29 protein-coding genes are annotated in these 25,849 nt (G+C 71.8%); 15 read left to right on the forward strand and 14 right to left on the reverse strand.

From position 1 onward, the window contains the following. Nucleotides 1-117 precede the first annotated feature (117 nt). Together QOL88_RS01925 and QOL88_RS01930 are read left to right on the forward strand one after the other, a co-directional pair. Nucleotides 118-759: an ATP-dependent Clp protease proteolytic subunit gene (locus QOL88_RS01925; RefSeq protein WP_097214779.1), complete on the forward strand. Its 642-nt coding sequence runs from the start codon at nt 118-120 to the stop codon at nt 757-759. Beyond that, nucleotides 759-1,361 carry a ClpP family protease gene (locus tag QOL88_RS01930; protein WP_097214780.1) on the forward strand — a complete coding sequence of 201 codons (603 nt, stop codon included), beginning with the start codon at nt 759-761 and terminating at the stop codon, nt 1,359-1,361. The genes QOL88_RS01925 and QOL88_RS01930 overlap by 1 nt, the downstream gene beginning before the upstream one ends. Nucleotides 1,362-1,382: 21 nt before the next feature. On the opposite strand, the gene QOL88_RS01935 is transcribed toward QOL88_RS01930, so the two are convergent. Beyond that, nucleotides 1,383-1,796 carry a helix-turn-helix domain-containing protein gene (locus QOL88_RS01935; RefSeq protein WP_097214781.1) on the reverse strand — a complete coding sequence of 138 codons (414 nt, stop codon included), beginning with the start codon at nt 1,794-1,796 and terminating at the stop codon, nt 1,383-1,385. 204 nt (nt 1,797-2,000) lie between these two features. Here QOL88_RS01935 and QOL88_RS01940 point away from each other — a divergent pair, with 204 nt between their 5' ends. Next, nucleotides 2,001-2,888 carry an RNA polymerase sigma factor SigF gene (locus QOL88_RS01940; protein WP_031111383.1) on the forward strand — a complete coding sequence of 296 codons (888 nt, stop codon included), beginning with the start codon at nt 2,001-2,003 and terminating at the stop codon, nt 2,886-2,888. Between the two features lie 151 nt (nt 2,889-3,039). Here QOL88_RS01940 and QOL88_RS01945 read toward each other — a convergent pair whose 3' ends face one another. Next, nucleotides 3,040-3,504: an ATP-binding protein gene (locus QOL88_RS01945; RefSeq protein WP_097214782.1), complete on the reverse strand. Its 465-nt coding sequence runs from the start codon at nt 3,502-3,504 to the stop codon at nt 3,040-3,042. A gap of 188 nt (nt 3,505-3,692) precedes the next feature. Between QOL88_RS01945 and QOL88_RS01950 the strand changes: the two genes are divergently transcribed. The 3 genes from QOL88_RS01950 to QOL88_RS01960 are packed head-to-tail and all read left to right on the forward strand — an operon-like array spanning nt 3,693 to nt 4,827. Next, nucleotides 3,693-3,833: a hypothetical protein gene (locus QOL88_RS01950; protein ID WP_179878737.1), complete on the forward strand. Its 141-nt coding sequence runs from the start codon at nt 3,693-3,695 to the stop codon at nt 3,831-3,833. Next, nucleotides 3,830-4,414: a PRC-barrel domain-containing protein gene (locus QOL88_RS01955; protein WP_097214783.1), complete on the forward strand. Its 585-nt coding sequence runs from the start codon at nt 3,830-3,832 to the stop codon at nt 4,412-4,414. The genes QOL88_RS01950 and QOL88_RS01955 overlap by 4 nt, the downstream gene beginning before the upstream one ends. Beyond that, nucleotides 4,411-4,827, forward strand: a complete 417-nt coding sequence (locus QOL88_RS01960) for a PRC-barrel domain-containing protein (protein ID WP_097214784.1) — start codon at nt 4,411-4,413, stop codon at nt 4,825-4,827. The genes QOL88_RS01955 and QOL88_RS01960 overlap by 4 nt, the downstream gene beginning before the upstream one ends. Before the next feature lie 57 nt (nt 4,828-4,884). Here the strand turns inward: QOL88_RS01960 and QOL88_RS01965 are convergent, their stop codons facing one another. Further along, on the reverse strand, nt 4,885-6,048 hold the full coding sequence (locus tag QOL88_RS01965; RefSeq protein WP_097214785.1) for a DUF6777 domain-containing protein: 1,164 nt from the start codon (nt 6,046-6,048) through the stop codon (nt 4,885-4,887). Between the two features lie 183 nt (nt 6,049-6,231). Here QOL88_RS01965 and QOL88_RS01970 point away from each other — a divergent pair, with 183 nt between their 5' ends. Next, the gene (locus QOL88_RS01970; RefSeq protein WP_097214786.1) at nt 6,232-7,530 is read left to right on the forward strand and encodes a streptophobe family protein; all 1,299 of its coding nucleotides are present in this window, start codon (nt 6,232-6,234) and stop codon (nt 7,528-7,530) included. A 22-nt stretch (nt 7,531-7,552) separates the two neighbouring features. Here the strand turns inward: QOL88_RS01970 and QOL88_RS01975 are convergent, their stop codons facing one another. From QOL88_RS01975 to QOL88_RS01990, 4 genes are all read right to left on the reverse strand, one after another. Further along, on the reverse strand, nt 7,553-8,548 hold the full coding sequence (locus tag QOL88_RS01975) for a serine/threonine-protein kinase (protein ID WP_097214787.1): 996 nt from the start codon (nt 8,546-8,548) through the stop codon (nt 7,553-7,555). After that, nucleotides 8,545-9,915, reverse strand: coding sequence for a hypothetical protein (locus QOL88_RS38750; protein ID WP_373559266.1), 1,371 nt, complete (start codon nt 9,913-9,915; stop codon nt 8,545-8,547). Before QOL88_RS38750 ends, QOL88_RS01975 begins: the two co-directional genes overlap by 4 nt. Before the next feature lie 9 nt (nt 9,916-9,924). Beyond that, nucleotides 9,925-12,264: an FHA domain-containing protein gene (locus QOL88_RS01985; protein WP_097214788.1), complete on the reverse strand. Its 2,340-nt coding sequence runs from the start codon at nt 12,262-12,264 to the stop codon at nt 9,925-9,927. A gap of 75 nt (nt 12,265-12,339) precedes the next feature. Then, entirely contained in the window at nt 12,340-12,750 is a 411-nt protein-coding gene (locus tag QOL88_RS01990) for a hypothetical protein (RefSeq protein ID WP_097214789.1), read from the reverse strand. Between the two features lie 336 nt (nt 12,751-13,086). On the opposite strand from QOL88_RS01990, the gene QOL88_RS01995 reads away from it, so the two are divergent. Further along, a complete protein-coding gene (locus QOL88_RS01995) occupies nt 13,087-13,470 on the forward strand; it encodes a nuclear transport factor 2 family protein (protein ID WP_097214790.1) in 384 nt (127 codons plus the stop codon). Between the two features lie 74 nt (nt 13,471-13,544). Then, complete coding sequence (locus tag QOL88_RS02000) at nt 13,545-13,832, forward strand: DUF1905 domain-containing protein (protein ID WP_097222811.1); 288 nt, start codon at nt 13,545-13,547, stop codon at nt 13,830-13,832. A gap of 58 nt (nt 13,833-13,890) precedes the next feature. Here the strand turns inward: QOL88_RS02000 and mgrA are convergent, their stop codons facing one another. Then, the gene (mgrA, locus tag QOL88_RS02005) at nt 13,891-14,883 is read right to left on the reverse strand and encodes an L-glyceraldehyde 3-phosphate reductase (protein ID WP_097214791.1); all 993 of its coding nucleotides are present in this window, start codon (nt 14,881-14,883) and stop codon (nt 13,891-13,893) included. Nucleotides 14,884-15,000: 117 nt separating this feature from the next. On the opposite strand from mgrA, the gene QOL88_RS02010 reads away from it, so the two are divergent. From QOL88_RS02010 to QOL88_RS02020, 3 genes are all read left to right on the forward strand, one after another. Then, on the forward strand, nt 15,001-15,915 hold the full coding sequence (locus QOL88_RS02010; protein ID WP_097214792.1) for a LysR family transcriptional regulator: 915 nt from the start codon (nt 15,001-15,003) through the stop codon (nt 15,913-15,915). 67 nt (nt 15,916-15,982) lie between these two features. Beyond that, nucleotides 15,983-17,479 (forward strand): carotenoid oxygenase family protein, encoded by a 1,497-nt coding sequence (locus QOL88_RS02015; protein ID WP_097214793.1) that lies wholly within the window; start codon nt 15,983-15,985, stop codon nt 17,477-17,479. 27 nt (nt 17,480-17,506) lie between these two features. After that, nucleotides 17,507-18,022, forward strand: coding sequence for a mycothiol transferase (locus QOL88_RS02020; protein ID WP_097214794.1), 516 nt, complete (start codon nt 17,507-17,509; stop codon nt 18,020-18,022). On the opposite strand, the gene QOL88_RS02025 is transcribed toward QOL88_RS02020, so the two are convergent. After that, entirely contained in the window at nt 18,004-19,083 is a 1,080-nt protein-coding gene (locus QOL88_RS02025; protein ID WP_097214795.1) for an adenosine deaminase, read from the reverse strand. The genes QOL88_RS02020 and QOL88_RS02025 overlap by 19 nt on opposite strands. Nucleotides 19,084-19,128: 45 nt before the next feature. Next, entirely contained in the window at nt 19,129-19,521 is a 393-nt protein-coding gene (locus QOL88_RS02030) for a VOC family protein (RefSeq protein ID WP_097214796.1), read from the reverse strand. A 140-nt stretch (nt 19,522-19,661) separates the two neighbouring features. Here QOL88_RS02030 and QOL88_RS02035 point away from each other — a divergent pair, with 140 nt between their 5' ends. Beyond that, nucleotides 19,662-20,048 (forward strand): tautomerase family protein, encoded by a 387-nt coding sequence (locus QOL88_RS02035; RefSeq protein WP_097214797.1) that lies wholly within the window; start codon nt 19,662-19,664, stop codon nt 20,046-20,048. Between the two features lie 61 nt (nt 20,049-20,109). Continuing rightward, nucleotides 20,110-20,568: a pyridoxamine 5'-phosphate oxidase family protein gene (locus tag QOL88_RS02040; protein ID WP_097214798.1), complete on the forward strand. Its 459-nt coding sequence runs from the start codon at nt 20,110-20,112 to the stop codon at nt 20,566-20,568. Between the two features lie 6 nt (nt 20,569-20,574). On the opposite strand, the gene QOL88_RS02045 is transcribed toward QOL88_RS02040, so the two are convergent. From QOL88_RS02045 to QOL88_RS02060, 4 genes are all read right to left on the reverse strand, one after another. After that, on the reverse strand, nt 20,575-21,486 hold the full coding sequence (locus tag QOL88_RS02045; RefSeq protein WP_179878738.1) for an oxidoreductase: 912 nt from the start codon (nt 21,484-21,486) through the stop codon (nt 20,575-20,577). A 42-nt stretch (nt 21,487-21,528) separates the two neighbouring features. Continuing rightward, nucleotides 21,529-22,896, reverse strand: a complete 1,368-nt coding sequence (locus QOL88_RS02050; protein WP_097214800.1) for a phosphoinositide-specific phospholipase C-related protein — start codon at nt 22,894-22,896, stop codon at nt 21,529-21,531. Between the two features lie 69 nt (nt 22,897-22,965). After that, nucleotides 22,966-23,856 (reverse strand): glycoside hydrolase family 19 protein, encoded by an 891-nt coding sequence (locus tag QOL88_RS02055; RefSeq protein ID WP_097214801.1) that lies wholly within the window; start codon nt 23,854-23,856, stop codon nt 22,966-22,968. Nucleotides 23,857-24,131: 275 nt separating this feature from the next. After that, complete coding sequence (locus QOL88_RS02060) at nt 24,132-24,572, reverse strand: MarR family winged helix-turn-helix transcriptional regulator (RefSeq protein WP_257027395.1); 441 nt, start codon at nt 24,570-24,572, stop codon at nt 24,132-24,134. A gap of 82 nt (nt 24,573-24,654) precedes the next feature. Here QOL88_RS02060 and QOL88_RS02065 point away from each other — a divergent pair, with 82 nt between their 5' ends. Beyond that, the gene (locus QOL88_RS02065; RefSeq protein ID WP_097214803.1) at nt 24,655-25,764 is read left to right on the forward strand and encodes a substrate-binding domain-containing protein; all 1,110 of its coding nucleotides are present in this window, start codon (nt 24,655-24,657) and stop codon (nt 25,762-25,764) included. Nucleotides 25,765-25,849: the final 85 nt, after the last annotated feature.

Here is a 25,849-nt window from a genome sequence, read left to right on the forward strand (position 1 = left end):
TAGCGGATCTGCCGAAGGCAGAGAAACCGTTCGCGGGCATCGCCCGAGGTCAAGAGTGGAGTCGACGGCACATCCCCGACCCGTTCGCGGCACCTGTCGCCGCGACGAGGAGAACCGATGACTCCACTCACGACACGCGCCCCCCGGGCGGAGGAGGGCGACACCCCCCCGACCCGGTTCGACGACCACCTGGCCGCCCAGCTGCTGGCGCAGCGCATCGTGCTGCTGGGCACCCAGGTCGACGAGGTCTCCGCCAACCGGGTCTGCTCCCAGTTGCTCATCCTGTCCGCGGAGGACGCCCACACCGACATCAGCCTGTACATCAACAGCCCGGGCGGTGCGGTGCACGCGGGCCTCGCCATCTACGACACGATGCGGCTGATCCCGAACGACGTCTCCACGCTGGCCATGGGCTTCGCGGCCAGCATGGGCCAGTTCCTGCTGAGCGTCGGCGCGCCGGGCAAGCGCTACGCCCTGCCGAACGCGCGGATCATGATGCACCAGCCGTCGGCGGGCATCGGCGGCACGACCGCCGACATCGAGATCCAGGCGGAGAACCTGGAGTTCACCAAGCGGACCATCGAACGGATCACCGCCGAGCACACCGGCCAGAGCCCGGAGACCATCTCCCGGGACGGTGACCGCGACCGCTGGTTCACGGCCGAGCAGGCCAGGGAGTACGGCATGGTGGACCGGGTCGTGGAGTCCCTCGCGGACGTCCGCCCGGCGGCCACCCGACGCAGGATGGGGCTGCAGTGATGGGTTCGTACACGATTCCGAACGTCGTCGAGCGCACCCCGCAGGGCGAGCGGTCCTACGACGTCTTCAGCCGGCTGCTGTCCGAGCGGATCATCTTCCTCGGCACCGAGATCGACGACGGCGTCGCCAACGTCGTCATCGCCCAGCTCCTCCACCTGGAGTCGTCCTCCCCGGAGAGCGAGATCGCGATCTACATCAACTCGCCGGGCGGCTCGTTCACCTCGCTCATGGCGATCTACGACACCATGACGTTCGTGCAGGCGCCGATCTCCACGTTCTGCGTCGGGCAGGCGGCTTCCACGGCGGCCGTGCTGCTGGCCGGCGGGGACCCCGGGCGGCGGTTCGTGCTGGAGCACTCGCGGGTGCTGCTCGGACAGCCGGCCGCGGGCGGGCAGCGCGGCATGGTGTCCGACCTGGCGCTCCAGGCCAAGGAGATGGTGCGGATCCGCTCCCAGGTGGAGGAGGTGCTGGCGCGGCACACCCACCACGACGTGGCGGCGCTGCGGGCCGACATGGACCGCGACAAGGTGTTCACCGCGCAGGAGGCGGTGGGCTACGGGCTGGCCGACGAGGTGCTCAGCCGGCGCCTCGTCAAGGTCTGAGGCGCCGGCCGGCGACACGGCTCAGGCGGCCAGGCACATGCCGTCACGCGACGAGGTGGTGACCCCGCGGCGGCTGCCGGCCGTGTAGCGCGAGGTGACGCGGGTCAGTTCGCCCTGCGCCCTTGTGAGCAGGTCGCCGAGGCCCAGTCCGAGGGCATGGGCGGCGGCCGCGAGGACCTCCGAGGAGGCCTCCTTGCGGCCGCGCTCCACCTCCGAGAGGTAGGGCATGGAGATCCGTGCCTCGTCGGCGACGTCCTTCAGCGTGCGCTCCTGCGCGAGGCGTTCACGGCGCAGGACGTCACCCACGAGGTCCCGCCACAGCGGCTCCTTCGCGGCGGGGGCCGGCGGCGCCTGGCGCGGCGGTGTGCCGGAGGGGCGCGCACCGTGCGGGCGCAGGGGGATGACTCGGGCTTCGTTCGGCAGGTGGTTGCTCACTTCTCCAGCCTAGGAATCCCGGCCGCCGGGGGAAGGGCCCGGCGTTCCGCCCTGGGTGGAATCGCCCCGCGCACGAGAGGGAAGGGAACATTCCGTCCGATTTCACCCAGAGAAAAATCGGCGGGCATGGTGCGCCTCAACCCGGGTACCCGCAACTCGGGAGTACCTATGCAGATGTCCGCCGTGACGTTCGTGGGAGAGGCAATGGAGACCGCCGTGATCCGGTCGAAAGCACAGGTCGTCGAGGAGAACACCGAGGCCGGCGCGGGTGACGGAGCACTGCCGGGCGTCGTGGACCCGCGGTCCGTGGCCCCGCGGGACGCGAGGCAGCTGTCCCGCCAGTTCTTCCAGCGCCTGACGGAACTCGAAGAGGGAACGCACGAGTACCAGTACGCGCGCAACACCCTGATCGAGATGAACATGTCGCTCGTGCGTTTCGCGGCCGGCCGCTTCCGGGGCCGTGGCGACGACATGGAGGACATCGTCCAGACCGGCATGATCGGCCTGATCAAGGCCATCGACCGGTTCGAGCTCTCGCGCGAGGTCGAGTTCACCTCCTTCGCGCTGCCGTACATCGTCGGCGAGATCAAGCGGTTCTTCCGGGACACGACGTGGGCGGTGCACGTGCCGCGGCGGCTCCAGGAGCTGCGCGTGGAGCTGGCCAAGGCCCGCGAGGAACTCGCCAGCCGTCTGGACCGCGAGCCGACGGTCGCCGAGCTGGCGACCCTGATGAACATCTCCGAGCGCGAGGTCGTGGAGGGGCAGATCGCGGCGAACGGGTACAACTCGTCGTCGCTGGACGCCGCGCTCACCGGCGACGGCCCGGAGGGCGGCGAGGCGGTTCTGGCCGACTTCATCGGCGTGGAGGAAGACGGGCTGCGGCTCGTCGAGGACTTCCACTCGCTGGCGCCGCTCATGGCGGAGCTGAGCGAGCGCGACCGGCAGATCATCCACATGCGGTTCGTCGAGGAGGCCACCCAGGCGGAGATCGGTGAGCAGCTCGGCTGCTCCCAGATGCACGTCTCCCGCCTGATCAAGCGGATCATCACGCGACTGCGCGAGGGCATGCTGGGCGAGCTGGGCTGCGCCTGACACCCTCGTCCGACCAGCGGGTGCCGTCCCCCATGCGGGAGTGGGCGGCACCCGCACCCGTGTGTCGCCCCTGGTTTCCGTCGGCTGGTTTCTGGTTTCCGTCGGCCGGTTTCCGTCGGCCCGCGACCTTCCGTAGTCCCGCGGCGGTGGCTCAACCCCGGGTTGCGTCGGAGAGCGGCAGCACGGCGCGCACTCGCTTGCCCACCGGCACCCGTTCCACGCTGACCTGCTCCGCGAGCGCGTGGACGATCTCCAGGCCGTGCCGGCCGATGCGCTCGGGGTTGCGGGGGAAGATGCGGGGCAGTGCGGAGCTGCTGTCGTAGACCGACACCGTCACCGCGGCGTCGGTGCCGACGAGCTCCAGGATGTAGGGCCCGTTGCTGTGCCGGTCGGCGTTGGTGATCAGCTCGCTCACCACCAGCAGCACGGCGCCGTCGACACGCTCGTCGATCCGCGCGCACCACTCGGTCCTGAGCTGGTCGAGAAAGAGCGCGGCGAAGGACCGCGCCTCGGCGATGCAGCCCTGCTCGCCGGTGTAGTGTGCCGCCCGCCGCAGCGGTTCCACGGGCACGTCGAAACCAGTCGGTATCACTGCCTCGTCCAGGTGGTCGATCATTCTTTTCTCTCTGGGAAGCCGGACTGGCCGGACGCTCTGCACCAGTGCTCGTACCCCCGGGCCCGGCTTCACAGTCCTGACAGATTCTCCCCCATTGGATGCCCCGGGCATTGTCCCCCCTTCGCGGGGCACCCGGAAGGAATCAGGGCCGGCCGAGGGCGGCCGGGCCGGATCACCGGAGGTGCGCGGTGGCCTGGTGGACATGGCTGGTCGTGGTGATCGCGGCGCTCGTCGCCGTCGCGGCTGTGACGCTCGCCGTGCAGGCGGGCCGGCGGTCGGGGACCGTCATCGCGGTCCGGCGCCGTCCCGGCGGAAAGGGCCCGCGATGAACGAGCTGCTGGCCGCACGCAGTCTGACGACCCTGCCGGTGGTCACCCTGGGCGGCGACGCCGTCGCCCAGATCAAGGACACCGTCTTCGACGCCGCCGCCGGGCGGATCACCGGTTTCACGCTCAGCGGCCGGGGCCTGCTGTCGGGCCCGCTGAAGCGGAGTCTGCCCTGGTCGGCGGTGCACGCCCTGGGCCCGTACGCGGTCATGGTCCGTGATGCCCTCGCGCTGGAGGACACCTCCGCCGTGGTGGCGCGGCGTGAGGCACAGCAGGGCCGGGTGCTGCACGCCAAGGTGCTGACCGACGAGGGTACCGAGGTCGGCACGGTGCTCGACGTGATCGTCGAGAGCGGAACCAGCGGCCGCGTCGTGGGCTTCCGGATCGCCGCGGGCAAGGCGCTGGTGGGGGGCTCCAGACGCCGCCGGCACCGGGTGTACGTGCCGCGCGGCGAGACGCTCGCCGTCTCCGGCCGCGCCCTGGTCATCCCGGCGGACGCCACTCGTTTCGTCGCCGACGACCTGCCCGCCTTCGTGGCCCGGGTCGGCGCCTTCCGGGCCGGGCGGGAGGGGACGGCGTCATGATGCTGTTCTCCGAGGCGCGGGGCCTGCCCGTGCTGACGCTGACCGAGGCGGAAGAGGTCGGTGCCCTGAGGTCGCTGACGGTGGACGCGGTGTCCGGTGTGGTCACCCACGTCCGGGTACGGGGCCACCACTCCCGCAAGGAGACCGTGCTGGCCTGGGGCGCCCTGCACGCCATCGGCCCCGACGCGGTGCTGGTCCGCACGACCGCCGAACCGGTCGAAGTGCCGCCGCACCACGAGCTGCCGGGCCTGAGGATCCTCACCGAGACGGGCGACGCGCTCGGCACGGTCCAGGACGTCGCGTTCGAGCCGGGGACGGGCCGGGTCGAGGCGGTCGTCACCGCCCACGGGGACCTGCCGGCCGACCGGCTGCTCGGGCTCGGCGACTACGCCCTGGTGGTCCGCGCCGCTTGAGTCGTGCCGCTCGGGCCGGCCGGGTCAGCGTGAGTCGTGCCGCTCCGGCCGGCCGGGTCAGGAGGCCGGCGCCTGTTCCGTCGTGCCGCCTCCGGTGTCGCCCCCGGTGTCGCCGCCGGTGTTGGTGTCGGGCGGCGGCTGCTGGGTGTCGGACGACGGCGGCTCGCCCGTCGTCGGCCCCGAGGTGTCCGTGTCCGAGGTCGGCGGTTCGCTCGTGGGCGGTCGCGACGACGTCGAGTCGGTCGGTGCGGTGGGCGTGGTGACGCCGGCCGACGGGGAGGGCTTGTCGGGCTTCTTCGTCTTGTGGTCCTTGTTGCCGGTGTCGCCCGCCTCGCGCTTGAACCACTCGCCGTCGGGTTCGCACATCACGAATTCGTCCACGGGCCGCGGAGCGGGCGTCACCATGACGACGTTCGACGACTTGTACCCCGGCCACGCTTTGCCGGTCGTCTTCGGCGCGCTCTGCTGGGCGACGGGCGGGGACAGCGGGTTGCCGCACGCGCAGCGCACCCGGGGCACGCCGCGGTCGTCGACCAGGACGGCCGTGCCCGCCTGGAGGACGGCCTGGTAGCTGGTGGGGGCGCCGTTCTTGTAGCCGTGATTGGTGACGCGGGTGTCCATGCGCAGTTGCACGGGGGTGAGCGAGCGCAGGTAGGCGGGGACCTCGGACGGCTGGATCCGGACGACCGAGGCGAACGCGCGCTCCTTGTCCGGGGCGTCCTCGAAGTACTTGATCTGCTTCTCCACGTCACAGCTGGCGGCGTTGCGAGTGCCGCCGTACAGGCCGGGCGCGTCGCCGTTCACACCCCGCACGGCGTTCTGCGGGGCCGACTCGGTGCCCCCCGAGGGTGTGACCGGGGAGGCGGAGCTGTCCTCCTGGGCCGTCGACTCGGTGAACTCGTCCGGTCCGGTGTCGGCCGCGGGCTGGAGGAAGACCTCGCCGCTGGACGTGCTGGTGCCGCCGTCGGACGCGCCGGTGCCGCCGTTGTCGGGCCGGGAGAGCACCACGGCCAGGACCACGGCGGCCACCACGGCGGTGGCGATGATCGCGACACGGGGCACGGACCCCCACCAGGGTCGGCGGGGCTCCGGCTCCTTGCCGCCGCCGCTCGGCGGCTCGGAGGGCGGGCCGCCACCACCCGAGGGAGGCTGGGAAGGACCCGACAGCGGGCCCGAGGGAGGTCCTGTGGGGCGGCCGGACGACGGTGGATCGACGCTCACGAGCTCTTCTCCCGCGTGGGTTCTCTGCGGCCTTCACACAGCCGTGATGATTCATACCGGTGTGTGCCGCTTTTTCCACTACGACTTCATTGTGTGCCCCGGTCCCGTACGCCCCGCAAGCCGACCGACGCGGACGGACCCCTCCGGCGGGCGTCCGGCACGGGGGCTGCTTAGCGTGGCACCGTGAGTTCGCACATCCCCTCCGGCCAGGCACGTACCCCCGGCGAGCGGGCCGTCGCCCGGCACGGCTGGGCGCACGCCCTCGTCACGGTGCTCGGCGGCCTGCTCGCCATGGCGCTGGTGTCCGCCCTGGGTCTGTGGGCGGCCGGGGCCGCGGACCTTCCGGACGGTTCCTTCGCCCCCGTCGTCGCGGCCACCATGGTCGCCGCGATCGGCGGCACGGTGAAAGTCGCCGGAGGCGCCGGCGACCTCGCCGAGACACGGGCGGGCCTGACGGTCATTCCCTTGTCCGTCACCCTCACCGGAGCGCTGGTGATCGCCTGGGGGTTCCTGCGTCCGCTGCGGCACCGCGCGGTGGCCGGTGCCAAGGAGCTGGCCGGCTGGGCCGGTCGGGTGGCAGCCCTGTGGCTGCTCGCGCTGATCGGCCTGACGCTCGCCGCCCGCCACACCTTCGAGATCTCCCTCGGGGACAACACGCTCGGCGACCTCGGCGATCTGTTCGGTGCGCCGCCGAAGATCGGCTTCACCACCGACGTGCCGCTGTCCGTCTTCGTCGGCGTGGTGTGGCTGGCCGGTGTGCTGGTGCTGGCGCTGCTGGTGTCGCGCGGGGCTCCGCTGCCCGCGGGGCTGCTGCGCTTCCAGGCGTCGGTGCGGCCGGCCGCGTACGCGATGGTCGCGCTGCTGCTGGCCTGCGTCGTCATCGGCGTGGTCGTCGCCCTGATCGTCGCGGTGGCCAAGGGGCACGCGCGGGAGACGTTCGCGGTGATCCTGCTGGGCATCCCCAACCTGGTGTGGCTGGCGCTGACGATCGGGCTCGGCGCCACCTGGAACGGGCAGGTCGAGGGGCCGTTCGGGCTGCCCATGCCGCACGTGCTCGACGAGGTGCTGCGCACCCCGGACGTCTCCGAGCTGAACCTGCGGACCCTCGCCGAGCACGACGGCCGGGTGTGGTGGCTGCTGGTCGTCGACGTCGTGCTGCTGCTGGCCGCCGCGTTCGTGATGGCGGCCCGGTCTCCGGCCCGGGTGCGGCCCTGGCAGCACGCGGTGCACATGGCGGTCGCCCTCGTGCTCACGGTGTTCATGATCTGCCTCGTCGGGCGCATCTCCGCGCACTACGGCCTGTCCGTGCTCGGCATCGGTGATCTGGGCGGCGGTCTCGGGGGCCGGCTGTTCCTGAGACCCAAGTTGTGGGGTGCCGTCGGTCTGGCCGTCCCCTGGGGGCTGGTGACCGGGTTCGCCGGGGCGCTGCTGGCGCGGCACGTACGGCGGCGCGGTGAGGTGCGCTCCGACAGCGAGGGCTGACGCCCCGTTCCGCGCCGCCGCACTACATCCGCTGCACGAAGACCGGTTCGGCCCAGCGCGGCGGCGGCTTGGGCCGCTCCTCCCCCGCGCCCGGCAGTTGCCGGTCGACCCGCGTGGGCGTCCTCGGGCCCTCGGCCCCGCCGCCGGTCGTCGCGGCGCGCAGGGCGGCGACGAAGGCGAGGCAGGACGGGTACCGGTCGTCGGGGCTCTTGGCGAGGGCCTGGGCGAAGACGGGGTCGACCCTCGGGTCGAGGTCGGGCCGTTCCCCGGTCAGCGGCGGCGGTTCGTCGTACTGGTGGGCCCAGAGCAGGGCCATGTCGTCGTCGCGGATGAAGGGCGGATGGCCGGCCAGGGTCTCGAAGACGACGCAGCCGAACCCGTACACGTCGCAGCGGGCGTCGACCGGCTTGCCGGAGATCTGCTCGGGGGCGACGTAGTCCAGTGTGCCGACGAACTGGCCGACCGTGGTGAAGCCGGTCAGGGACAGCGACTTCTTCGTCAGGCCGAAGTCGGTGAGGTAGACGTGCTCGGGGTGGTCGCTGTCGGTGCCGCGGGACACCAGGATGTTGCCGGGCTTGACGTCCCGGTGCACCAGTCCGTTGTCGTGGGCCGCGTCGAGCGCGGAGGCGAGCTGGGCGGCGACGCGCAGGGCGGTGACGATCGGCATCGGGCCCTCGCGGTCGAGGACGTGCCGCAGGTCGCTGCCGGCGACGAACCGCATCGCGATGTACAGCACGCCGTCCGTCTCGCCGGCCTCGAACACCGGCACGATGTGGGGGTGGTCGATCGCCGCAGCGGCCCGTGACTCGTGGGTGAAGCGGCGGCGGAAGGTGTCGTTGCGGGCGAGTTCCGGGGCGAGCAGCTTCAGGGCGACGGTGCGTTCCAGGCGCAGGTCCCGGGCCCGGTAGACGACGGCCATGCCGCCGCGTCCGATCTCCTGCTCGATCCGGTACCCGGCGATCTGCTGCCCGACCAGCTCGGAGGGCCGCCCGGAGAACAGGCTCGTCTCGCGGTTCACCGGCCATCACCCTCGGGCGAGACGACCCGGGTGGGCGGCGCCGCAGCCGACCGATCCGCCCCACCCTCGGCCTTGCCCTCCCGGTCCTCGGGGGACACGACGCGGGTGGGTTCGGGGGCGTCGGGGGACACGACCCTCGTCGGTTCCGGGGCGCCGGGGGACACGACCCTCGTCGGTTCCGGGGCATCAGGCGCCACGAGGCGAGTGGGTTCAGGAGCCTCGGGCGCCACCACACGGGTGGGCTCAGGACCCTCGGGAAGCGCCCCCCGTCCGGGTTCGGCGGCGTCAGCGGACACGACCCTCGTCGGTTCCGGGGCATCAGGCGCCACGACGCGAGTGGGCTCGGGGGCATCGGGCGCCACCCCGCGAGTGGGCTCAGGACCCTCGGGCACCACCACACGGGTGGGCTCAGGAGCCTCGGGAGGCGACCCCCGTCCGGGTTCGGGGGCGTCCGGGGCCACCACCCGGGTCGGCTCGGGAACGTCGGGTGACACACGCCCCTGCGGCTCGGGGGCTTCCCGTGACACCACCCTCGTCGGCTCAGGAGCACCCGGAGCGACCGCTCGGGTCGGCTCCGGGGCGGCAGGCACGATCCCCTCCGGTTCGGGCGCTTCGGACGGGGCCTCCCTCGGCGGCTCCGGCGCCTCGGGCTGGGCCTCCCGCCCCGACGGCTCCGGCGCCTCTGGCGGGGCCTCCCCCGTCGGCTCGGGGCCCTCCGGTGGCACCACCCGCGTCGGTCCGGCCGGTGCGCTCCGGGCGGGTGGGGGCGTGTCTGAGGGGCGGGCTGCCTCCGGGGTGCGGGGCGTCTCGACGGGGCCCTCGGGCGGCGCCACTCGCGTCGGCGGATGGACGGGCGATTCGGCCGGGTGTGACTCCGATTCGGCTGCCGGCGTCTCGTCCGTCGCGTACGTGGTCGCCCGGCTGCCGTCGGCGTACACCCAGTGACCATGGGCGGAGTCGTAGAGCCACACGGACTCGCCGTCGATGACGACACCGATCCGCATGCCGTGGGTGCGGGTGCGGAAGGACTCCCGGTCGAGGCCGCCCGCGAGGTCCTCCACCGCGGAGCGGTAGCGCGCCAGGGCTTCCTGCGCCCGCCCCAGCAGCGGCCGGGGATCGGCGGCGCGGGTGAGGGGCCCGTCCGCGGCGGGCGGATCCAGCGGTACGGCGACCAGGCGACGGCCGTCGACCCAGGCCGACCAGCCGTTGAAGCACAGCACGTGCCCCCAGTCGCCCTGCCGCTCCAGGAGCTGCACCGGCAGCAGGGGGTCGAGGTCCACGGTGGGCCGGGCCGGGTCGGGTGCCTCCCAGGCGGGCATCCCGTGCTGCGGGACGACGTGCGTGGGCCGGAAGCCGGGGGTCGTCATAGGCGCTCCCTACTTCCGCATGACGGCCGGTTCGTGCCGGCGCAGCATGCGGGACACCAGGAACCCGAAGAGCACCGACAGCACGACCAGCATCCCCATGTCCAGCAGCCATGTGCCCGCCGAATGCTCGAACAGCGGGTCCTTCGTCAGGTCGTCGGGCACGATCTTGCCCAGTCCGACGGTGCCGGCCATCGCGGCCAGCGCCCAGCGCGCCGGCACCAGCCAGCCCAGCTGCTCGAGGCCGGGGGTGTCGGCCAGCTTCAGCAGGGCTCCGCAGAACACGACCTGGACGATGGCGATGAGCACGAGCAGCGGCATCGTCACCTCTTCCTTGCGCACCAGCGCGGAGACGAGCAGGCCGAGCATCATCGCCGTGAACGCGAGCAGGGCGACGGCGACCGTGATCTCCACCAGCGGCGACATCAGCACGCCTTCGCCGCCCGGTGCGTTGAGGTCCACGCCCAACAGGGCGACCAGGGTCAGCACCACCGCCTGGAGCACGGTGATGACGCCCAGGACGATGACCTTGGACATCAGGTACGCCGATCTGGACAGACCCACCGCCCGTTCTCGCTGGTAGATCACGCGTTCCTTGACGAGTTCGCGGACGGCGTTGGCGGCGCCGGTGAGCACCGCGCCGACGCACAGGATGAGCAGGGCGTTCAGCGCCGTGTCCTGCGTCAGCTTGCCGCCCGCCAGGGCGCGGGCCATCGCACCCATCACGAACGGCAGGGCGATCATGATGATCAGGAAGGTGCGGTCGGCGCTGAGCGCGGCCGCGTACCGGCGCACCAGCGTGCCCAGTTGGGCCCCCCGGCTGCGCGGCCGGGGCGGGGCGGTGATGACGACGGGCTCGGACCGGGGCTGCTGGGGCTGGGCGGAGGCGTCGGTCACGTACCGGCCGTGGAAGGGCGAGGCGAGGTACTCCCCCGCCCAGTCCCGGTCCGTGTCCCGGTCGAAGGCCTCGAAGGCCTCCGGCCACTCCTCGAAGCCGAAGAACGCCAGGGCTTCCTCGGGGGGCCCGTAGTAGGCGATCTTCCCGCCGGGCGCCAGCACGAGGAGCCGGTCGCACACGTCGAGGCTGAGCACGCTGTGGGTGACGACGATGACGGTCCGGCCGTCGTCGGCGAGGCCGCGCAGCATGTGCATCACCGAGCGGTCCATGCCGGGGTCGAGGCCGGAGGTCGGCTCGTCGAGGAACAGCAGCGACGGCTTGGTCAGCAGCTCCAGCGCCACGCTGACGCGCTTGCGCTGGCCGCCCGACAGGCTGTGCACGTGCTGGTCCGCGCGCTGTTCCAGGCCCAGTTCGCGGATGACCTCGTCGACCCGGGCGCGCCGCTCGGCCTTGGCCGTGTCCTGCGGGAAGCGCAGTTCGGCGGCGTAGGAGAGGGCTTTGCGGACGGTCAGCTGGGCGTGCAGGATGTCGTCCTGCGGGACCAGGCCGATGCGCTGGCGCAGCTCGGCGTAGTCGCGGTAGAGGTCGCGGCCGTCGTAGAGGACGGTGCCGTGGTTGGCGGGCCGCTGGCCGGTGAGGGCGTTGAGGAGCGTGGACTTGCCTGCGCCGCTCGGGCCGACGACGGCGAGCAGGCACTTCTCCCCCACCGGGAACGACACGTGGTCGAGGAGCGTCTTGCGGCCGCGGTCGACGGAGACGGCGAGGTCCTGCACGTCGAGGGAGACCTCACCGGTGTCGACGTACTCCTGGAGTTGGTCGCCGACGAGGCAGAACGCCGAGTGGCCGATGCCGACTATGTCGCCCTGGCCGACCGGGGCGCTGGTGACGGGGGTGCCGTTGAGGTAGGTGCCGTTGTGGCTGCCCAGGTCGACGATCTCGTAGGTTCCGTCGGCCAGGGCGCGCAGTTCGGCGTGCCGCCGGGAGACCTGGAGGTCGTCGATGACCAGGTCGTTGTCGGTGGCGCGGCCGATGCGGACGGTACGGGAGGGCAGCGGCCGTACGGTCGTGGGCTGCCGGTAGGTGCCGGTGTGGGCCGGCATGGAGACGGCGGAGGGGCGTTCCGGGGTGCGGGGGACGGGGGCGGGGCGGCCCGTGAGGGTCATCCGCGGTCCGTCGGCCGGGTTGCCGAAGCGGATGACGCTGCCGGGTCCGACGTCCCACTCGTGGATGCGCCGGCCGTCGGCGTAGGTGCCGTTGGTGCTGTCCTCGTCCTCGATGGTCCAGTGACCGTCCTCGGGCTTCAGCACCGCGTGGTGCCAGGACACCCGGTCGTCGTCGATGACGATCTCGCACGACGGGTCGCGCCCCACGTGGTAGTCGCGGCCCGGAATCATCACGGTGGTGCCGGTCTCTGTCTCCAGCACGAGCTCTGGTGCTACCGAGGGTTGCGCCATGGTCAAGATTCTACCGATTTGCCCTGCTATGCGCCTGGGCGAGGGAGCGGATCAAGCGGTCGGCGGGCCCGCGGGTCAGCCGACGGTGATGCCGACGAAGGGAGCGGCGCGCTGCATCCGCAGGGTGTCCACGGACTCGGCGAGCAATTCGTACTCGGTGGTGTCGTCACTGGTGGCGATGCGTACCAGCCGTCCGGCCGCCAGCTCCTCGGCGACCCGCTCCTGCTGGGCGGGATCGGCGCACCACGCGCGCAGCAGCCCGGGCACGTCGGGCGCGGTGTGGGCGACCGGCACGAGCGCGCCCGGCGGTAAGTGCTCGGCGTCGGGCTGGGGATCGAGACGCTGGGCGATCCAGGAGGCGCGGTCACGTAACCACCAGAGGGCGAGGGCGAGGGTGGGCGCCCGGTAGGTTCCGAGGGGCACTCCGATACGGCGGCCGTCGCAGACCCCGTACGCCGTGACGTGGCACAGAAACTCGTCGTGCACGTGACCCTCCCCCGTTGCCCTGCCCGTCTGCCGGCCCGGCTTCGCTCCTGCTGCGGCTCGCGTGCTGTGCGTGAGGGCGCCGTCGCTCGATGTGAAAAGCGCTCTCGCAGGTCAGTATGTTCACTACTGAATCACTGTCACCACGACTTTCCGGCCACTCTCCTGGCATATTCACCCCCCGAGTTGGCCGAAATCCGGCGAGGGTCCCAGCTGCCCATGACTCCGGAGGTAATCGACGCTCCCGGCGGGTGCGGGCAAGGTGGTCACACCGGGTTCACCGCGAGGGGGATCCGGGCCCTGACCAGCAGGTACGACCCCCCTGGAGGCTGATCGCCCATGTCCGCAACCACCCACCGTTACGAGGACGCCGTCGCCCGGTACTTCGAGGCCTGGAACGCCGAGGACCCGGCGGCACGCGTCAAAGCGGTCGCCGCCGCCTGGACCGAGGACGGCGGTTACACCGATCCCCTGGCCGACGTCCGCGGTCACGAGGGGATCACCGCGGTGATCGCGGCGGCCCGGGAGCAGTTCCCGGGGTTCGCGTTCCGGCTCACCGGTGTCGTCGACGGGCATCACGACATCGCCCGCTTCTCGTGGGAACTGGTGAACACCGCCGACGGCTCCGCGCCGGTCGCCGGGTCGGATGTGATCACCCTGGACGGCCAGGACCGGATCAGGGCGGTGCTCGGGTTCCTGGACCGAGTGCCCGCCGGGGCGTGAGGCCCCCGCCGCGATGAGTTCTCCGGCGCCCGGCGGTCTGCATGAGGGAGAAACCGCCGAGCACGGAGGACGTCATGGCCGTCATGGAAGAACTGGACGCGGAGTTCACCGCCGTCCTGCGCAAGAGCCCCGCCGAGGGCGGCTGGACCTATCTGGTCTGGCCCCGGTCCGTCGAGTTCTTCGGCACCCGCGGCCTGGTCAAGGTCCGCGGGACGATCGACGGCCACCCGTTCCGCAGCTCCTTCATGGCCCTGGGGGACGGCACGCACAAGCTGCCCGTGAAGGCGGACATCCGCAAGGCGATCGGCAAGGAGGAGGGCGAGACGGTGACCGTGCGCATCGAGGGGCGGATCGGCTCGTAAGCCGATCCGCCCGTGGCCTCAGGTGCCCGGGGGCGCCTCCGGGCACCTGGGCGACCCGCTACTGCTTGACGATGGCGTCGATGCGGGCCAGTTCGTCCGCGTCGAAGTCCAGGTTGCGGATGGCGCCGACGCTGTCCTCGATCTGCCGCGCGCTGCTCGCGCCGACCAGCGCCGACGTGACCCGGCCACCGCGCAGCACCCACGCCAGTGCCATCTGTGCGAGGGTCTGGCCGCGGGACTTCGCGATGTCGTTCAGGTCGCGCAGCCGGCCCACCAGGTCCTCGGTGAGCGCGTCGGAGTTCAGGAAGGGGCTGTCGCTCGCGGCCCGGGAGCCCTCGGGGATGCCGTCGAGGTAGCGGGCCGAGAGCACCCCCTGCTCCAGCGGGGAGAAGACGATGGATCCGACCTGGAGCTCGTCGAGCGCGTCGAGCAGTCCCTCGTCCTCGGGACGGCGGTCCAGCATCGAGTAGCGCGGCTGGTGGATGAGGAGCGGGGTGCCCAGCTCGCCCAGGATGCGGGCGGCCTCGCGGGTCTGCTCCGCGGAGTAGTTCGAGACGCCGACGTAGAGCGCCTTGCCCTGCTGCACCGCCGAGTGCAGGGCCCCCATCGTCTCCTCGAGCGGGGTGTCCGGGTCGGGGCGGTGCGAGTAGAAGACGTCGACGTAGTCCAGGCCCATCCGCTTCAGGCTCTGGTCCAGCGACGACAGCACGTACTTGCGCGATCCCCACTCGCCGTACGGGCCGGGCCACATCAGGTAGCCGGCCTTCGTGGAGATCACCAGCTCGTCGCGGTACGGCGCGAAGTCCGCCTTCAGGAACTCGCCGAGCGCGGACTCGGCGGCGCCGGGCGGCGGGCCGTAGTTGTTGGCCAGGTCGAAGTGGGTGACACCGAGGTCGAAGGCGCGGCGCAGGATGGCGCGCTGCGTCTCGACGGGCCGGTCCGGGCCGAAGTTGTGCCACAGACCGAGCGAGAGCGCGGGGAGCTTCAGGCCGCTGCGTCCGGTGCGCCGGTAGGGCATGTCCGCGTAGCGGTCGGGGTGTGCGGTGTACAACGCGACTCCAGAGGGGTTGGCACGGTCGGGATGAAACCGGTATCCACTCTGGCGTGACCTGCGCCCATGCGTCCAACAGAAGAATCCGATGGAATTCAGCGGCTACGCTTCTCAGTCATGGAACTGCGTCACTTGCAGCACTTCGTCGCGGTCGCCGAGGACCAGCACTTCACCCGCGCGGCGGAACGCCTCCTGGTGTCCCAGTCGGGCCTGTCGGCGTCCATCCGGGCGCTGGAGCGGGAGCTGCAGACACCGCTGTTCGTACGCACGACCCGCCGGGTGACGCTGACCCCCGCCGGGCGGGCGCTGCTCGGCGAGGCGGAGCGGATCCTCGCGCAGGTCCGCTCGGCCCACGAGGCGGTGGCCGCGGTGCAGGGCGTGCTGCGGGGGATGCTCACGCTCGGGTCCGAGCAGTGCATCGCCGGGGTGCACGTGGCGGGCCTGCTCGCCGCCTTCCGACACAGTCATCCGGACGTGGAGATCTGTCTGCGGCAGGCCGGGTCGGGCGCGCTCGCCGAGGACGTCGAGGCGGGAAGGCTCGACCTGGCGTTCGCGGTGCGGACGCAGGCGGACAGCGACCAGCTGCGATCGGTGCCGCTGACCAGCGAGCCGATGACGCTGCTGTGCCACTCCAGCCACCGGCTCGCCGCCGTCGGCGCGGCGGTCACACCTCAGGAGCTGGGCGGCGAGGTGTTCGTCGACTTCCAGCCGGACTGGGGTCCGCGCCGCACCACCGACACGGTGTTCGCGGCCGCGGGCGTACGGCGGACGGTCGCCCTGGAGGTGAACGACGTGCACACGCTGCTCGACCTGGTCGACGAGAACCTCGGCGTCGCCGTCGTGCCGCGGCACTTCGCGCACAAACGCGCCTCCCTGACCGCGCTGCCCGTGAAGGGGACCGGCGAGGCCGTCTACGAGACAGTGGCCCTGCTGCCGCCCGAGCAGGCGACCAGTCCGGCGGCCCGGGCGCTGATGGGCCTGCTGGAAACAGGGGGTCTGGCACCACCCCAGGAGGGTGTCCACCCCTCCTGACCCGATCCGTCCCGCGCAGCAGACTCGTGACCGTTCCCGAAACCAAACCCGGTCAGGAGTAGGGCAGATGACGGATCCCACACGACGCGGCGTGCTGCGCGGCGCGGCCGCGATCACGGCGGCCGGGGCGCTCGCCGGCACCGGCGCCGCAGCCGCTCCGGCCCAGGCGGCGCCCGCCGCGCCGCGCCGCTTTCCCTTCCTGGAGGGCGCGTTCGCGCCCGTCACCGAGGAGCTGACGGCCTTCGACCTGCCGGTCACCGGCCGCATTCCGCGTGAGCTGAACGGCCGCTACCTGCGCAACGGCCCCAACGTCCTGGGTCTGGAGGACCCCCGCGCCCACCACTGGATGCTCGGTGACGGCATGGTGCACGGCGTGCGGCTGCGTGAGGGCCGGGCCGAGTGGTACCGCAACCGCTGGGTGCGCTCCTCGCAGGTGGCGAAGAAGCTCGGCGAGCCGTACCCGGGTCCCGTGCCGCCGGACGACTTCCCGTGCAACACCCATGTGATCCCGCACCGGGGGCGGATCCTCGCGCTCCAGGAGAGCGGCCCGCTGCCCTACGAACTCGACGACGAGCTGAACACCGTCGGCACGTACGACTTCCGGGGCACGCTCCAGGGCCCGCTGACCGCGCACACCAAGTTCGACGTCCATGCCGACGAGCTGCACGCGATCGCCTACTACCCGACCTGGGACCACGTCCGGCACCTGGTCGTCGGCCCGGCGGGCAAGGTGGTGCGGAGCACGAGGATCCCGGTGGCGGACGCGCCGATGATCCACGACTTCGCGCTCACCGAGCACCATGTGGTGATCCTCGACATGCCGGTCACCTTCGACCCGGCGGGTGCCGAGCGCGGCGACATCGTGCCGTACGTCTGGAACGACCGGCATCCGGCGCGGGTCGGTGTGCTGCCCCGCAAGGGCGGCGCGGTCCGCTGGTTCGAGGTCGACCCGGTCTACTACTCGCACACGCTCAACGCGTATGAGGAGGGGCCGCACATCGTCGTCGACATGACGACTTTCGACGCGCCGTTCCTCGTCGCCGGCAACGGCTCGGGCGGCCCCCACACGGCGGGCACCCCCCGGCTCGACCGCTGGACGATCGACCTGCGGCACGGGCGGGTGCGGACCAGGATCCTCGACGACCGCCCCCAGGAGTTTCCGCGCGTCAACGAGGCGCTGGTGTCCCGCAGGCACCGGTACGGCTACTCGGCCGCGGCCGCGGAGATGTCGCTCGCCTACCAGGCGGTCGACGGCACCCCGCCCGACGGGGCCTTCACCAACGCGCTCATCAAGCACGACCTGCTGCGCGGCACCTCCGAGGTGCACCGGCTGCCCGCGGACGCGGCGGCGAGCGAGGCCGTGTTCGTGCCGTCCGACCCGTGCGACGACCGGGCTGCGGAGGACGACGGATATGCGATCGCGTACGTGCACAACCCCGACCGCGGGGCGTCGGACCTGGTGATCCTCGCGGCCCAGGACTTCACCGGGGAGCCGGTGGCCCGGATCCACCTCCCGGGCCGGGTGCCGCTGGGCTTCCACGGGAGCTGGGTTCCCGACGCGTGATCCCCGGTGATGCGCGATGGTGGACCCATGCATGCGAAGGACATCCTCATCGACGGCTTCAGCCGCATCCGCGAAGAAGTCCACGCCACCGTGGAAGGTCTCGGGCCCGACGAGCTGAGCGCCCGCCCCTCCCCCGACACCAACTCGATCGCCTGGCTGGTCTGGCACCTCACCCGTGTCCAGGACGACCACATGGCCGACGCCTTCGGCCGGGACCAGGTGTGGCTGTCCCAGGACTGGGAGAAGCGCTTCGGGCTGGACCTGCCGCGCCGCGACACGGGCTACGGCCACAGCCCCGCCAAGGTCGCCAGGGTCCGGGTCGACTCGGGCGAGCTGCTGACCGGCTACTACGACGCGGTGCACGAGCAGAGCCTGGACGCCCTGCGGGGCCTCGCCGCCAAGGACCTGGAGCGTGTCGTCGACGAGCGCTGGGACCCGCCGGTCACCCTGGGCGTCCGGCTGGTCAGCGTCCTGTCCGACGATCTCCAGCACATCGGACAGGCCGCCTACCTGCGGGGGCTGCTTCAGAGCGCGGCGGCGTAACCGGGCAGCACCACGTCACGGATGAGGGCGTTGCGCTCGTCGAACGGGATGAACGCGCTCTTCAGGGCGTTGACGGTGACCGTGCGCAGGTCCTCGACGGTCCAGCCCGCCTGCTCGACCAGCAGGGACATCTCACGGGTCATCGTGGTGCCCGAGACCAGCCGGTTGTCGGTGTTGAGGGTGACGCGGAAGCCGAGGTCCTTGAGAGCGGTGATCGGGTGCTCGGCGATGGAGGTGGCGGCGCCCGTCTGGAGGTTGGACGTCGGGCACATCTCCAGCGCGATGCGCCGGTCGCGCACCCAGCCCGCGAGCCGGCCGAGCTTGCCCGACGCGAGGTCCGGGATGTCGTCGGTGATGCGCACGCCGTGCCCGATGCGCTGGGCGCCGCACACCTGGAGGGCCTGGTGAATGCTGGGCAGGCCGTGCGCCTCCCCGGCGTGGATGGTGAAGGGCACGTTCTCGCGGCGCAGGTGCTCGAAGGCCGCGAGGTGGTCGGCGGGCGGGAAGCCGTCCTCGGCGCCGGCGATGTCGAAGCCCACGACACCGGCGTCGCGGAACGCCACGGCCAGGTCGGCCGCCTCGCGCACCCGGTCGAACATCCGCATCCCGCACAGCAGGGTGCCGACCCGCACGGGCGTGCCCGCGGCAGCGGCCTTCGCCATGCCCGCCGCGAGGCCCTCCTGGACCGTCTCCACGACCTCGGCCATGGTCAGCTCGCCGTTGGTGTTCAGCTCGGGTGCGTAGCGCACCTCGCCGTACACGACACCGTCGGCGGCCAGGTCGAGCACGTACTCCTCGGCCGTGCGCAGCAGGCCCTCGCGGGTCTGCATCACGGCGAGGGTGTGCTCGAAGGTGGCTATGTAGCGCACCAGGTCACCGGAGTTGGCGGCCTCGTAGTACCAGGCGGCGAGCTCGTCCGGGTCCGTGGTGGGCAGGGTGTGGCCGACCGTCTCCGCCAGCTCCACCACGGTGGCGGGGCGCAGGCCGCCGTCGAGGTGGTCGTGCAGCACGGCCTTGGGGAGGCGGCGGATCAGGTCGGCGTCTACGCGCGTAGCAGTCATGGCGGGTCTTTCCTCGGGCGGGTCGTTCGAAGCGGTGGTGAGGGGTCAGCCGACGGGCTGGAGCAGGTCCCAGCGGTTGCCGTACAGGTCCTGGAAGACGGCGACGGTGCCGTACGGCTCGTGCCGCGGGTTCTCCAGGAAGGTCACGCCCGCGGCGGTCATGCGGGCGTGGTCGCGGGCGAAGTCGTCGGTGTGCAGGAAGAAGCCCACGCGTCCGCCCGTCTGATCTCCGACCCGGGCGGCCTGAGCCTCTCCCTTGGCACGGGCCAGCAGCAGACCGGTGCCGGTTCCCGGGGCGCCGGGTTCGACAACGACCCAGCGGGATCCGTCGGGCCGGGGCGCGTCCTCGGCGAGCCGGAACCCGAGGGCGTCGGTGTAGAAGCGGATCGCCTCGTCGTAGTCGTCGACGACGAGGGTGACCAGGGCGATACGTCTCATCGAGGCCTCTCGGAGCGGGCGGTTGACCGGAGAGGTTATACGTAAAACTCCGGGGACGCCAACTCTGTTGATCGGCTTCCGACGCGGCGACTGTAACTACTAGTATGTACACTCGCGATCATCGACTTCCGGAGGTCCCCATGCCCTTCGTCCGCATCGACACGCTCCGGGCCGGTCCCGAGCGCCTCGCCGCACTCGGCCGGGCCGTGCACGACGCCCTGATGGAGACCATCGGCATTCCGCCCGACGACCGGTTCCAGGTCCTGACGGACCACGACGGCACGAGCGGCACCCTGCGGCACGACGACTACCTCGGCGTGCACCGCGACGACGGCATCGCGTACGTCGCGATCACCCTTCGCTCCGGCCGCACGCCCGCGCAGAAGCAGGCGCTCTATCGAAGGATCGCCGAGCTGGCCCACGCGTACGCGGGTACGGAGCCGCGGAACGTGTTCGTCGTCCTGACGGAGAACGAGTCGGCGGACTGGTCACTCGGAGAGGGCGTGGCGCAGTACCTCCGGTCCTAGGCCCCGGCCTAGGACCGCCGCCCGAGGCGCCTCGTCCCCTCCGGCCGCTAGCGTCCCCTCCATGAAGATCACTGAGCCGCCCCGCACCCCCGAGCAGCGCAAGGCGGACCTGCTGGGCCGGCTGGAGCGGGAGATGGACATCTGGGTGGCGACGGCGGATGCCGAGGGGATGCCGTGTCTGGTCCCGCTGTGGTTCGTGTGGCACGACGAGGCGGTGTGGCTGTGCACCCGGCTGACCAATCCCACCGGCCGCAATCTGCGGGACGGCCGACGCGCCCGGCTGGCCTTGGGGGACACCCGGGACGTCGTGCTCGTCGACGGTGAGGTGCGGACCCACCCGATGCGGGAGGTTCCGTCGGCGGCGGCCGAGGCGTTCCGTGTGAAGACCGGCTGGGATCCGCGTGAGGATCACGCGTCGTACGCGTTCTTCCAGGTGCGGCCGCGCGCGGTGCAGGCATGGTGCGAAGTGCGGGAACTGCCCCGCAGGCATCTCATGCGGGAGGGCGTCTGGGCCGTGTAGACGCCGTCAGCAGGCCTGGTGATGCGCCCTGCCGAGCCGGTCCAGCTCCTCGTCCGTGAGGCGGATCGCGCCCGCCGCCACATTCTCCGTGAGGTGGTCGGGGTTGCCGGTGCCGGGAATGGCGAGGACGTGGGGACCTTGGTGCAGGGTCCATGCGATGCGGATCTGGGCGGGACTCGCGCCATGGGCCCGGGCCACGGCGCGGACGTCCTCGTCGTGGGCCGTGGTGGCGCCCTGCTCGGCGGCCTCGCCCGCGACGGCGTAGAACGGCACGAAGGCGATGCCCTGCTCACCGCAGACGCGGAGAAGTTCGTCGCTGTCGGGGTCCGGGCGGTCGAGGGCGTACCGGTTCTGGACGCAGACCACGGGGGCGATGGCCTGGGCCTCGGCGAGATGGCGGGGGGTGACGTTGGAGATGCCGAGGTGGCGGATCAGACCCGCTTCGCGCAACTCCGCGAGGGCGCCGAAGTGTTCGGCGATGGAGTCGTACCGCGGCATCCGGCGCAGATTGACCACGTCCAGGTGGTCGCGGCCGAGCTGGCGCAGGTTCTCCTCGACATGTCCGCGCAGGTCCTCGGGGCGGGCCGAGGTGCCCCACTCCCCGTCGTAGGCACGGTACGGGCCCACCTTGGTGACGATGACCAGGTCGTCGGGGTACGGCGCGAGGGCCCTGTTGATGAGTTCGTTGGCGGAGCGCAGCGACGAGAAGTAGAAGGCCGCCGTGTCGATGTGGTTGACACCGAGGTCGATCGCCTTGCGCAGGACGGCGATCGACCGGTCGCGGTCGCTCGGTGTGCCGTGGTGGAAGGCGGCGCTGCCCGTCAGCCGCATCGCGCCGAAGCCGAGGCGGTGGACGGGCAGCTCGCCACCGAGTTTCCAGGTGCCCGCGGCGTCCGCGGTGATCGTCTGTGAGCTCATCGGCGGAGTCTCACACACGGCACGCGGGCCGGCGAAACCGGTTTACGGATACGTGTACGCGTTGAGGGTGGTGACGGCGGAGGCCGGGTTGCCGCGATCGTAGTGGTCCACGGCGAGGAAGTTGGGCTTCTTGCGGGCGGCCGGCTGGCAGAACCTCTGGGCGCGGTCGGCGAGTTTGGTGTTGTCCGTGCCGGCCGTGCCGGTGAGCGGGACGTCACGGAAGTGGTTCATGACGAACAGCGGGCGGAATCCGGGGTCGGTGCGGGTCAGCGGGATGTTGGTGTCGGCCCCGTACCAGCGGCTGTAGCAGGACCAGTCGGAGGTACCGAGGCCCGAGCCCATCGACCAGTAGTTCTCGACGGTCCACTCGGGCTGGTACATGACGCCGAAGCTGTCCCGGGTCAGGCCCGCGGCCTGGTCGGCGGAGCGGCTGTGGTCGGTGAAGATCAGCAGCCGGTCGCCTGCGGCGGCCAGGTCCGTCATCGTCGGCCAGCCGTTCTGCCGCACGCCGGTGAGATCGGGCCGGTAGAGCACGTCCGACAGGCCGTTGACACGGGCGAGTTCGGCACGCAGGACGGCCGGATCGACGTAGTCCTCCAGGAAGACGGTGACGAACTGGTCGGGGTGGGCCTTCAGGAAGTCGACCATGCGCTGGAGGTCGACCCACAGGGCGACGGGCCTGCTGACGAGGGTGCAGCTGTTGTGGCAGAGGATCGCGCCGTCCGGGGTCTGGTGGATGTCCAGCATGAATCCGCGGACCCCGTCGGCGAGTTGGCGTTCGATTCCGCGGGACTGGTTGGGCGCGAGGTTGACGAAGGGCGGGGCGAAGCCGCCGTCGACGCCGTTGGCGTACGCGTTGTGCGTGGTGAGGAACGTGACCTGGTCCAGGGTGCGCCGGTCCTGCGGCGGCATGGGCTGGGTGGCGGGCGTGACCGGGGTGAGGTACCAGGCGGCGAGGTCGCCTGATCCGCCGAGGGCGAGCCGGGCGGGGTAGGTGGCGCCGGGCGGCTTGGGCGCGACCGTGAGGTGGCGGGTGGTTCCCGGGACCTTGAGCGTGTAGCGGTCGGCGCCGATCGGGTCGATCTCCCACCCGGCGTCGGCACTGGCGCAGGCGACGGTCGCGGCCTGGTCGCCACTGCGGCCGAGGCAGCTGCCGGGCGCGACGGTGTTCTCCAGGAGGTAGGAGGACCCGCTCGGCTTCACCTGCCACTGCTGGCGGTCCTCGTTGCCGCGGGGTCTGTGCTGCTCGACCGCGCCACCGTTGTCGGCCGCGTTGAGCCCGGTCGTGGCGCTCTGGACGTAGTACGGGCCCGGAGCCGGAACGGCGGCGGCAGCGGGCTGGGGGGCCACGACCGCGGCGGCCAGTGCCGCGGTCGTGGCGAGCAGGGCGTGGGGGGTGCGTAGGCGCATGAGGGATGCCCTTCGGTCAACCGTCAGGTTCATGACATCCCGCATGACACCACGTCGCACGGTCCCGCGTCAGCAGTACAGGTTGCCTCCGGGGGACGTCCCGAGGATCTGCGTGAACCGCTGGTAGTTGTTCACACGGCTCTGTACCTGCGCCGGGTTCTTGCCGTCGCACTCCAGGGAGCCGTTGATGCTGCGGATCGTCTGGCCGAACCCGGCGCCGTTCACCATGGCGTTGTGCGGGGTCATGCTGCCGGGGCCGGTCTGGGTGTTCCAGTACCACAGGGCCGTCTTCCAGGCGACGGCCGAGTCGTTCTGCACCAGCCAGGGGTTGTTCAGCAGGTCGATGCCGAGCGCGTCGCCCGCGGCCTTGTAGTTGAAGTTCCAGCTCAGCTGGATCGGACCGCGCCCGTAGTAGGCGGCCTGCCCGGCCGGACAGCCGTAGGGTTGCCCCCAGTCGCAGTAGTGCGGGTAGTTGGCGGTGTTCTGCTCCACCACGTGCACCAGACCGCCGGTCTCGTGGCTGACGTTGGCGAGGAAGGCGGCGGCCTCCTGCTTCTTCACCGTGTCGCTGCCGGTGTTGGCGAAGCCGGGGTAGGCGCCCAGGGCCGCCGTGAGACCGCTGTAGCTGTAGAACGAATTCCGGTTCGGGAACATCTGGTTGAACTGCGCCTCGCTCACGACGAAGCGCGCGTCGGGCGTGCCCGGACCGCTGTCGCAGGCGTACGGCTCCCAGTACCAGGTGCTGATGACCGGGTCGTATCCCGGATTGGCGTGTTCGGCGATGTACGCCTTGCCGTCGGTGTAGCGGACGATGTCGCCGGCGGCGTACGACGTCCCGGCCGTCCAGTTCGGGTAGCTGGAGCAGGCGGCGGCCGAGGCGTTCGAGGCGGGCAGAAGCACCGGCGCGGTGCCGGCGAGGGCGAGGGCGGCCAGGACTGCGGAGATACGGCGTCTCGACACGGGTTCAACTCCTTCGCGGAGCACGGCCGCACCCTGACGAGGGCAGGGCGAAGCGGGCCCTCGACCGCACGCACCGGGGGTCCGGTCACGGCGTGGGGGCGGCCGTGGTGGGGGGCTGTGGAGCCACACTCAACCGCGTTGGTCTGTACCAGTCAAGGGTGTAGACCAGTCAGGTATGGACCTGTTGGGCGGCCGCGCCGGTTGACGGCCCGTCGTTCCCCGATCCGCTCGGCGCGATCGGCAGCCCGTCCCCGCCGTCCGGCGTCCCGGAGCGCTCACACGCGCGCCGGGTCCTCCAGCGTCGCCGCCAGCCGGTTCAGCAGGGACCCCAGCAGGTCGTCGTCGCCTTCGCCGAGCGAGGGCCGGGCGGCGCGGACCGCCTGGTCTACGCGCTGCCAATACTCCTGGCCGCGCGGGGTGAGATGGGCGAGGACGCGGCGGCGGTCGAACGGATCGACCCTGCGGTGCACGAGGTTCTGGTCGACGAGCTGGTCGACCAGCTTGGTCAGCGTCGGAGGCGGCAGGAAGGCGGCCTCCGCGAGCCCCGTCATGTGGTGCCCCTCGCCGTCCGACAGCGAGGCCAGCACCCGCCACGCGTCCAGCGAGCAGCCCTCCGCCTCCAGCACGCCCTGCAACCGGCGCGCCGCGAGCCGTTCGGCCCGCGTCAGCAACTGCACGAGGTCGTCGGGCCGACGCGGCGGGGTGGGGCTGGACATCCCTGCTCTCCTAGGTAGCCGAGGGATGTCCATCGTAGGAGACGCACTGGAGTTCGTCCGGTGGAGCCGGAATCATGACGCCATGTTCCGGCGCGACCTTCCCGGGCCCGAGTGGTTCACGGCCGACGACTCCGTGTTCGGCGTGGCCCTCGTCTTTCCCCTGCAGGGGCCGGCCGGGATCTTCGGGCCCACGTGTGAGCTGTGTGCGCGGCTGGCCGCCGAGGAGGTCAACCGTGACGGAGGTGTGCTCGGCAGACAGCTCCGGCTGGTGCCCGTCGACGGCTCGGGCGCGCCGCACGACATCGCCGACGAGGTCGAGGCGCTGGTGGACCTGGGCGCCGTACAGGGCGTCACGGGCTGGCACATCTCCTCCGTACGGCGGGCGCTCGCACCGCGGATCGCGCACCGCGTCCCCTACGTGTACACCGCGCTGTACGAGGGCGGGGAGGACACGGCGGGGGTGTTCCTGACCAGCGAGACCCCGCGCGACCAGCTCCGGCCGGCGATGGATCTGCTGGCACACGAGCGCGGGGTGCGGCGCTGGTTCGTGGTGGGCAACGACTACGTGTGGCCGCGGCACACGGCCCGCTCGGCCCGCGGTTACGCCCGGGACCGCGGCGGGTGCGTCGCCGGTGAGGCATATCTGCCGCTCGGCACCCACGACTTCGAGCCCGTGCTGCGCCGCGTCGAGCGCTCGGACGCCGACGCGGTGCTGATGCTGCTCGTCGGCAGTGACGCGGTGCGCTTCAACCGGGCGTTCGCGGCGTACGGCCTGCACGCGCGCTGTCTGCGGCTGAGCACGCTGATGGACGAGAACATGCTGGTGGCGAGCGGCCCGGAGGCCACCGAGGACCTCTACAGCACGGCCGGGTTCTTCGCCTCGCTGGCCAACCGCGACACCCTCGACTTCCATGGCCAGTACGCCGCCCGCTACGGCGTCCAGGCACCCGCCCTCGGCAGTCTCGGCGAGTCCTGCTACGAGGGAGTGCTGCTGCTGGCCGCACTGCTGAAGAGGGCCGGCACGCTGGACGTCTCGGCGATCGGCGCGGCGGCCGGGGCGGGGGCGGTGTCCTACGAGGGCCCGCGCGGGCTGCTGCACCTGCGCGACGCCCATGTGCGCCAGCGGATCTACCTGGCGCGGGCCGACGGGCTCGACTTCGACGTGCTCACGGAGCTGGAGGCGCGCCCCTAGCGTCTGACGACAACGCGGCAGATCCGCGTGCCACGCCCCGCGCCGCCGACATGATCCAAACGACAGACCCTGGGTGCCGGCCGGC

The organism is Streptomyces sp. Ag82_O1-12 (assembly GCF_900182715.1).
Taxonomy (GTDB): Bacteria; Actinomycetota; Actinomycetes; order Streptomycetales; family Streptomycetaceae; genus Streptomyces; species Streptomyces massasporeus.

Bases quoted from the DNA above. Each gene is read 5' to 3' on its own strand.
- QOL88_RS01925 (WP_097214779.1), top strand. From the start codon at position 118: ATGACTCCACTCACGACACGCGCCCCCCGGGCGGAGGAGGGCGACACC.
- QOL88_RS01930 (WP_097214780.1), top strand. From the start codon at position 759: ATGGGTTCGTACACGATTCCGAACGTCGTCGAGCGCACCCCGCAGGGC.
- QOL88_RS01940 (WP_031111383.1), top strand. From the start codon at position 2,001: ATGGAGACCGCCGTGATCCGGTCGAAAGCACAGGTCGTCGAGGAGAAC.
- QOL88_RS01945 (WP_097214782.1), bottom strand. From the start codon at position 3,504: ATGATCGACCACCTGGACGAGGCAGTGATACCGACTGGTTTCGACGTG.
- QOL88_RS01955 (WP_097214783.1), top strand. From the start codon at position 3,830: ATGAACGAGCTGCTGGCCGCACGCAGTCTGACGACCCTGCCGGTGGTC.
- QOL88_RS01960 (WP_097214784.1), top strand. From the start codon at position 4,411: ATGATGCTGTTCTCCGAGGCGCGGGGCCTGCCCGTGCTGACGCTGACC.
- QOL88_RS38750 (WP_373559266.1), bottom strand. From the start codon at position 9,915: ATGACGACCCCCGGCTTCCGGCCCACGCACGTCGTCCCGCAGCACGGG.
- QOL88_RS01985 (WP_097214788.1), bottom strand. From the start codon at position 12,264: ATGGCGCAACCCTCGGTAGCACCAGAGCTCGTGCTGGAGACAGAGACC.
- QOL88_RS01995 (WP_097214790.1), top strand. From the start codon at position 13,087: ATGTCCGCAACCACCCACCGTTACGAGGACGCCGTCGCCCGGTACTTC.
- QOL88_RS02000 (WP_097222811.1), top strand. From the start codon at position 13,545: ATGGCCGTCATGGAAGAACTGGACGCGGAGTTCACCGCCGTCCTGCGC.
- QOL88_RS02010 (WP_097214792.1), top strand. From the start codon at position 15,001: ATGGAACTGCGTCACTTGCAGCACTTCGTCGCGGTCGCCGAGGACCAG.
- QOL88_RS02015 (WP_097214793.1), top strand. From the start codon at position 15,983: ATGACGGATCCCACACGACGCGGCGTGCTGCGCGGCGCGGCCGCGATC.
- QOL88_RS02020 (WP_097214794.1), top strand. From the start codon at position 17,507: ATGCATGCGAAGGACATCCTCATCGACGGCTTCAGCCGCATCCGCGAA.
- QOL88_RS02025 (WP_097214795.1), bottom strand. From the start codon at position 19,083: ATGACTGCTACGCGCGTAGACGCCGACCTGATCCGCCGCCTCCCCAAG.
- QOL88_RS02030 (WP_097214796.1), bottom strand. From the start codon at position 19,521: ATGAGACGTATCGCCCTGGTCACCCTCGTCGTCGACGACTACGACGAG.
- QOL88_RS02035 (WP_097214797.1), top strand. From the start codon at position 19,662: ATGCCCTTCGTCCGCATCGACACGCTCCGGGCCGGTCCCGAGCGCCTC.
- QOL88_RS02040 (WP_097214798.1), top strand. From the start codon at position 20,110: ATGAAGATCACTGAGCCGCCCCGCACCCCCGAGCAGCGCAAGGCGGAC.
- QOL88_RS02045 (WP_179878738.1), bottom strand. From the start codon at position 21,486: ATGAGCTCACAGACGATCACCGCGGACGCCGCGGGCACCTGGAAACTC.
- QOL88_RS02050 (WP_097214800.1), bottom strand. From the start codon at position 22,896: ATGCGCCTACGCACCCCCCACGCCCTGCTCGCCACGACCGCGGCACTG.
- QOL88_RS02060 (WP_257027395.1), bottom strand. From the start codon at position 24,572: ATGTCCAGCCCCACCCCGCCGCGTCGGCCCGACGACCTCGTGCAGTTG.
- QOL88_RS02065 (WP_097214803.1), top strand. From the start codon at position 24,655: ATGTTCCGGCGCGACCTTCCCGGGCCCGAGTGGTTCACGGCCGACGAC.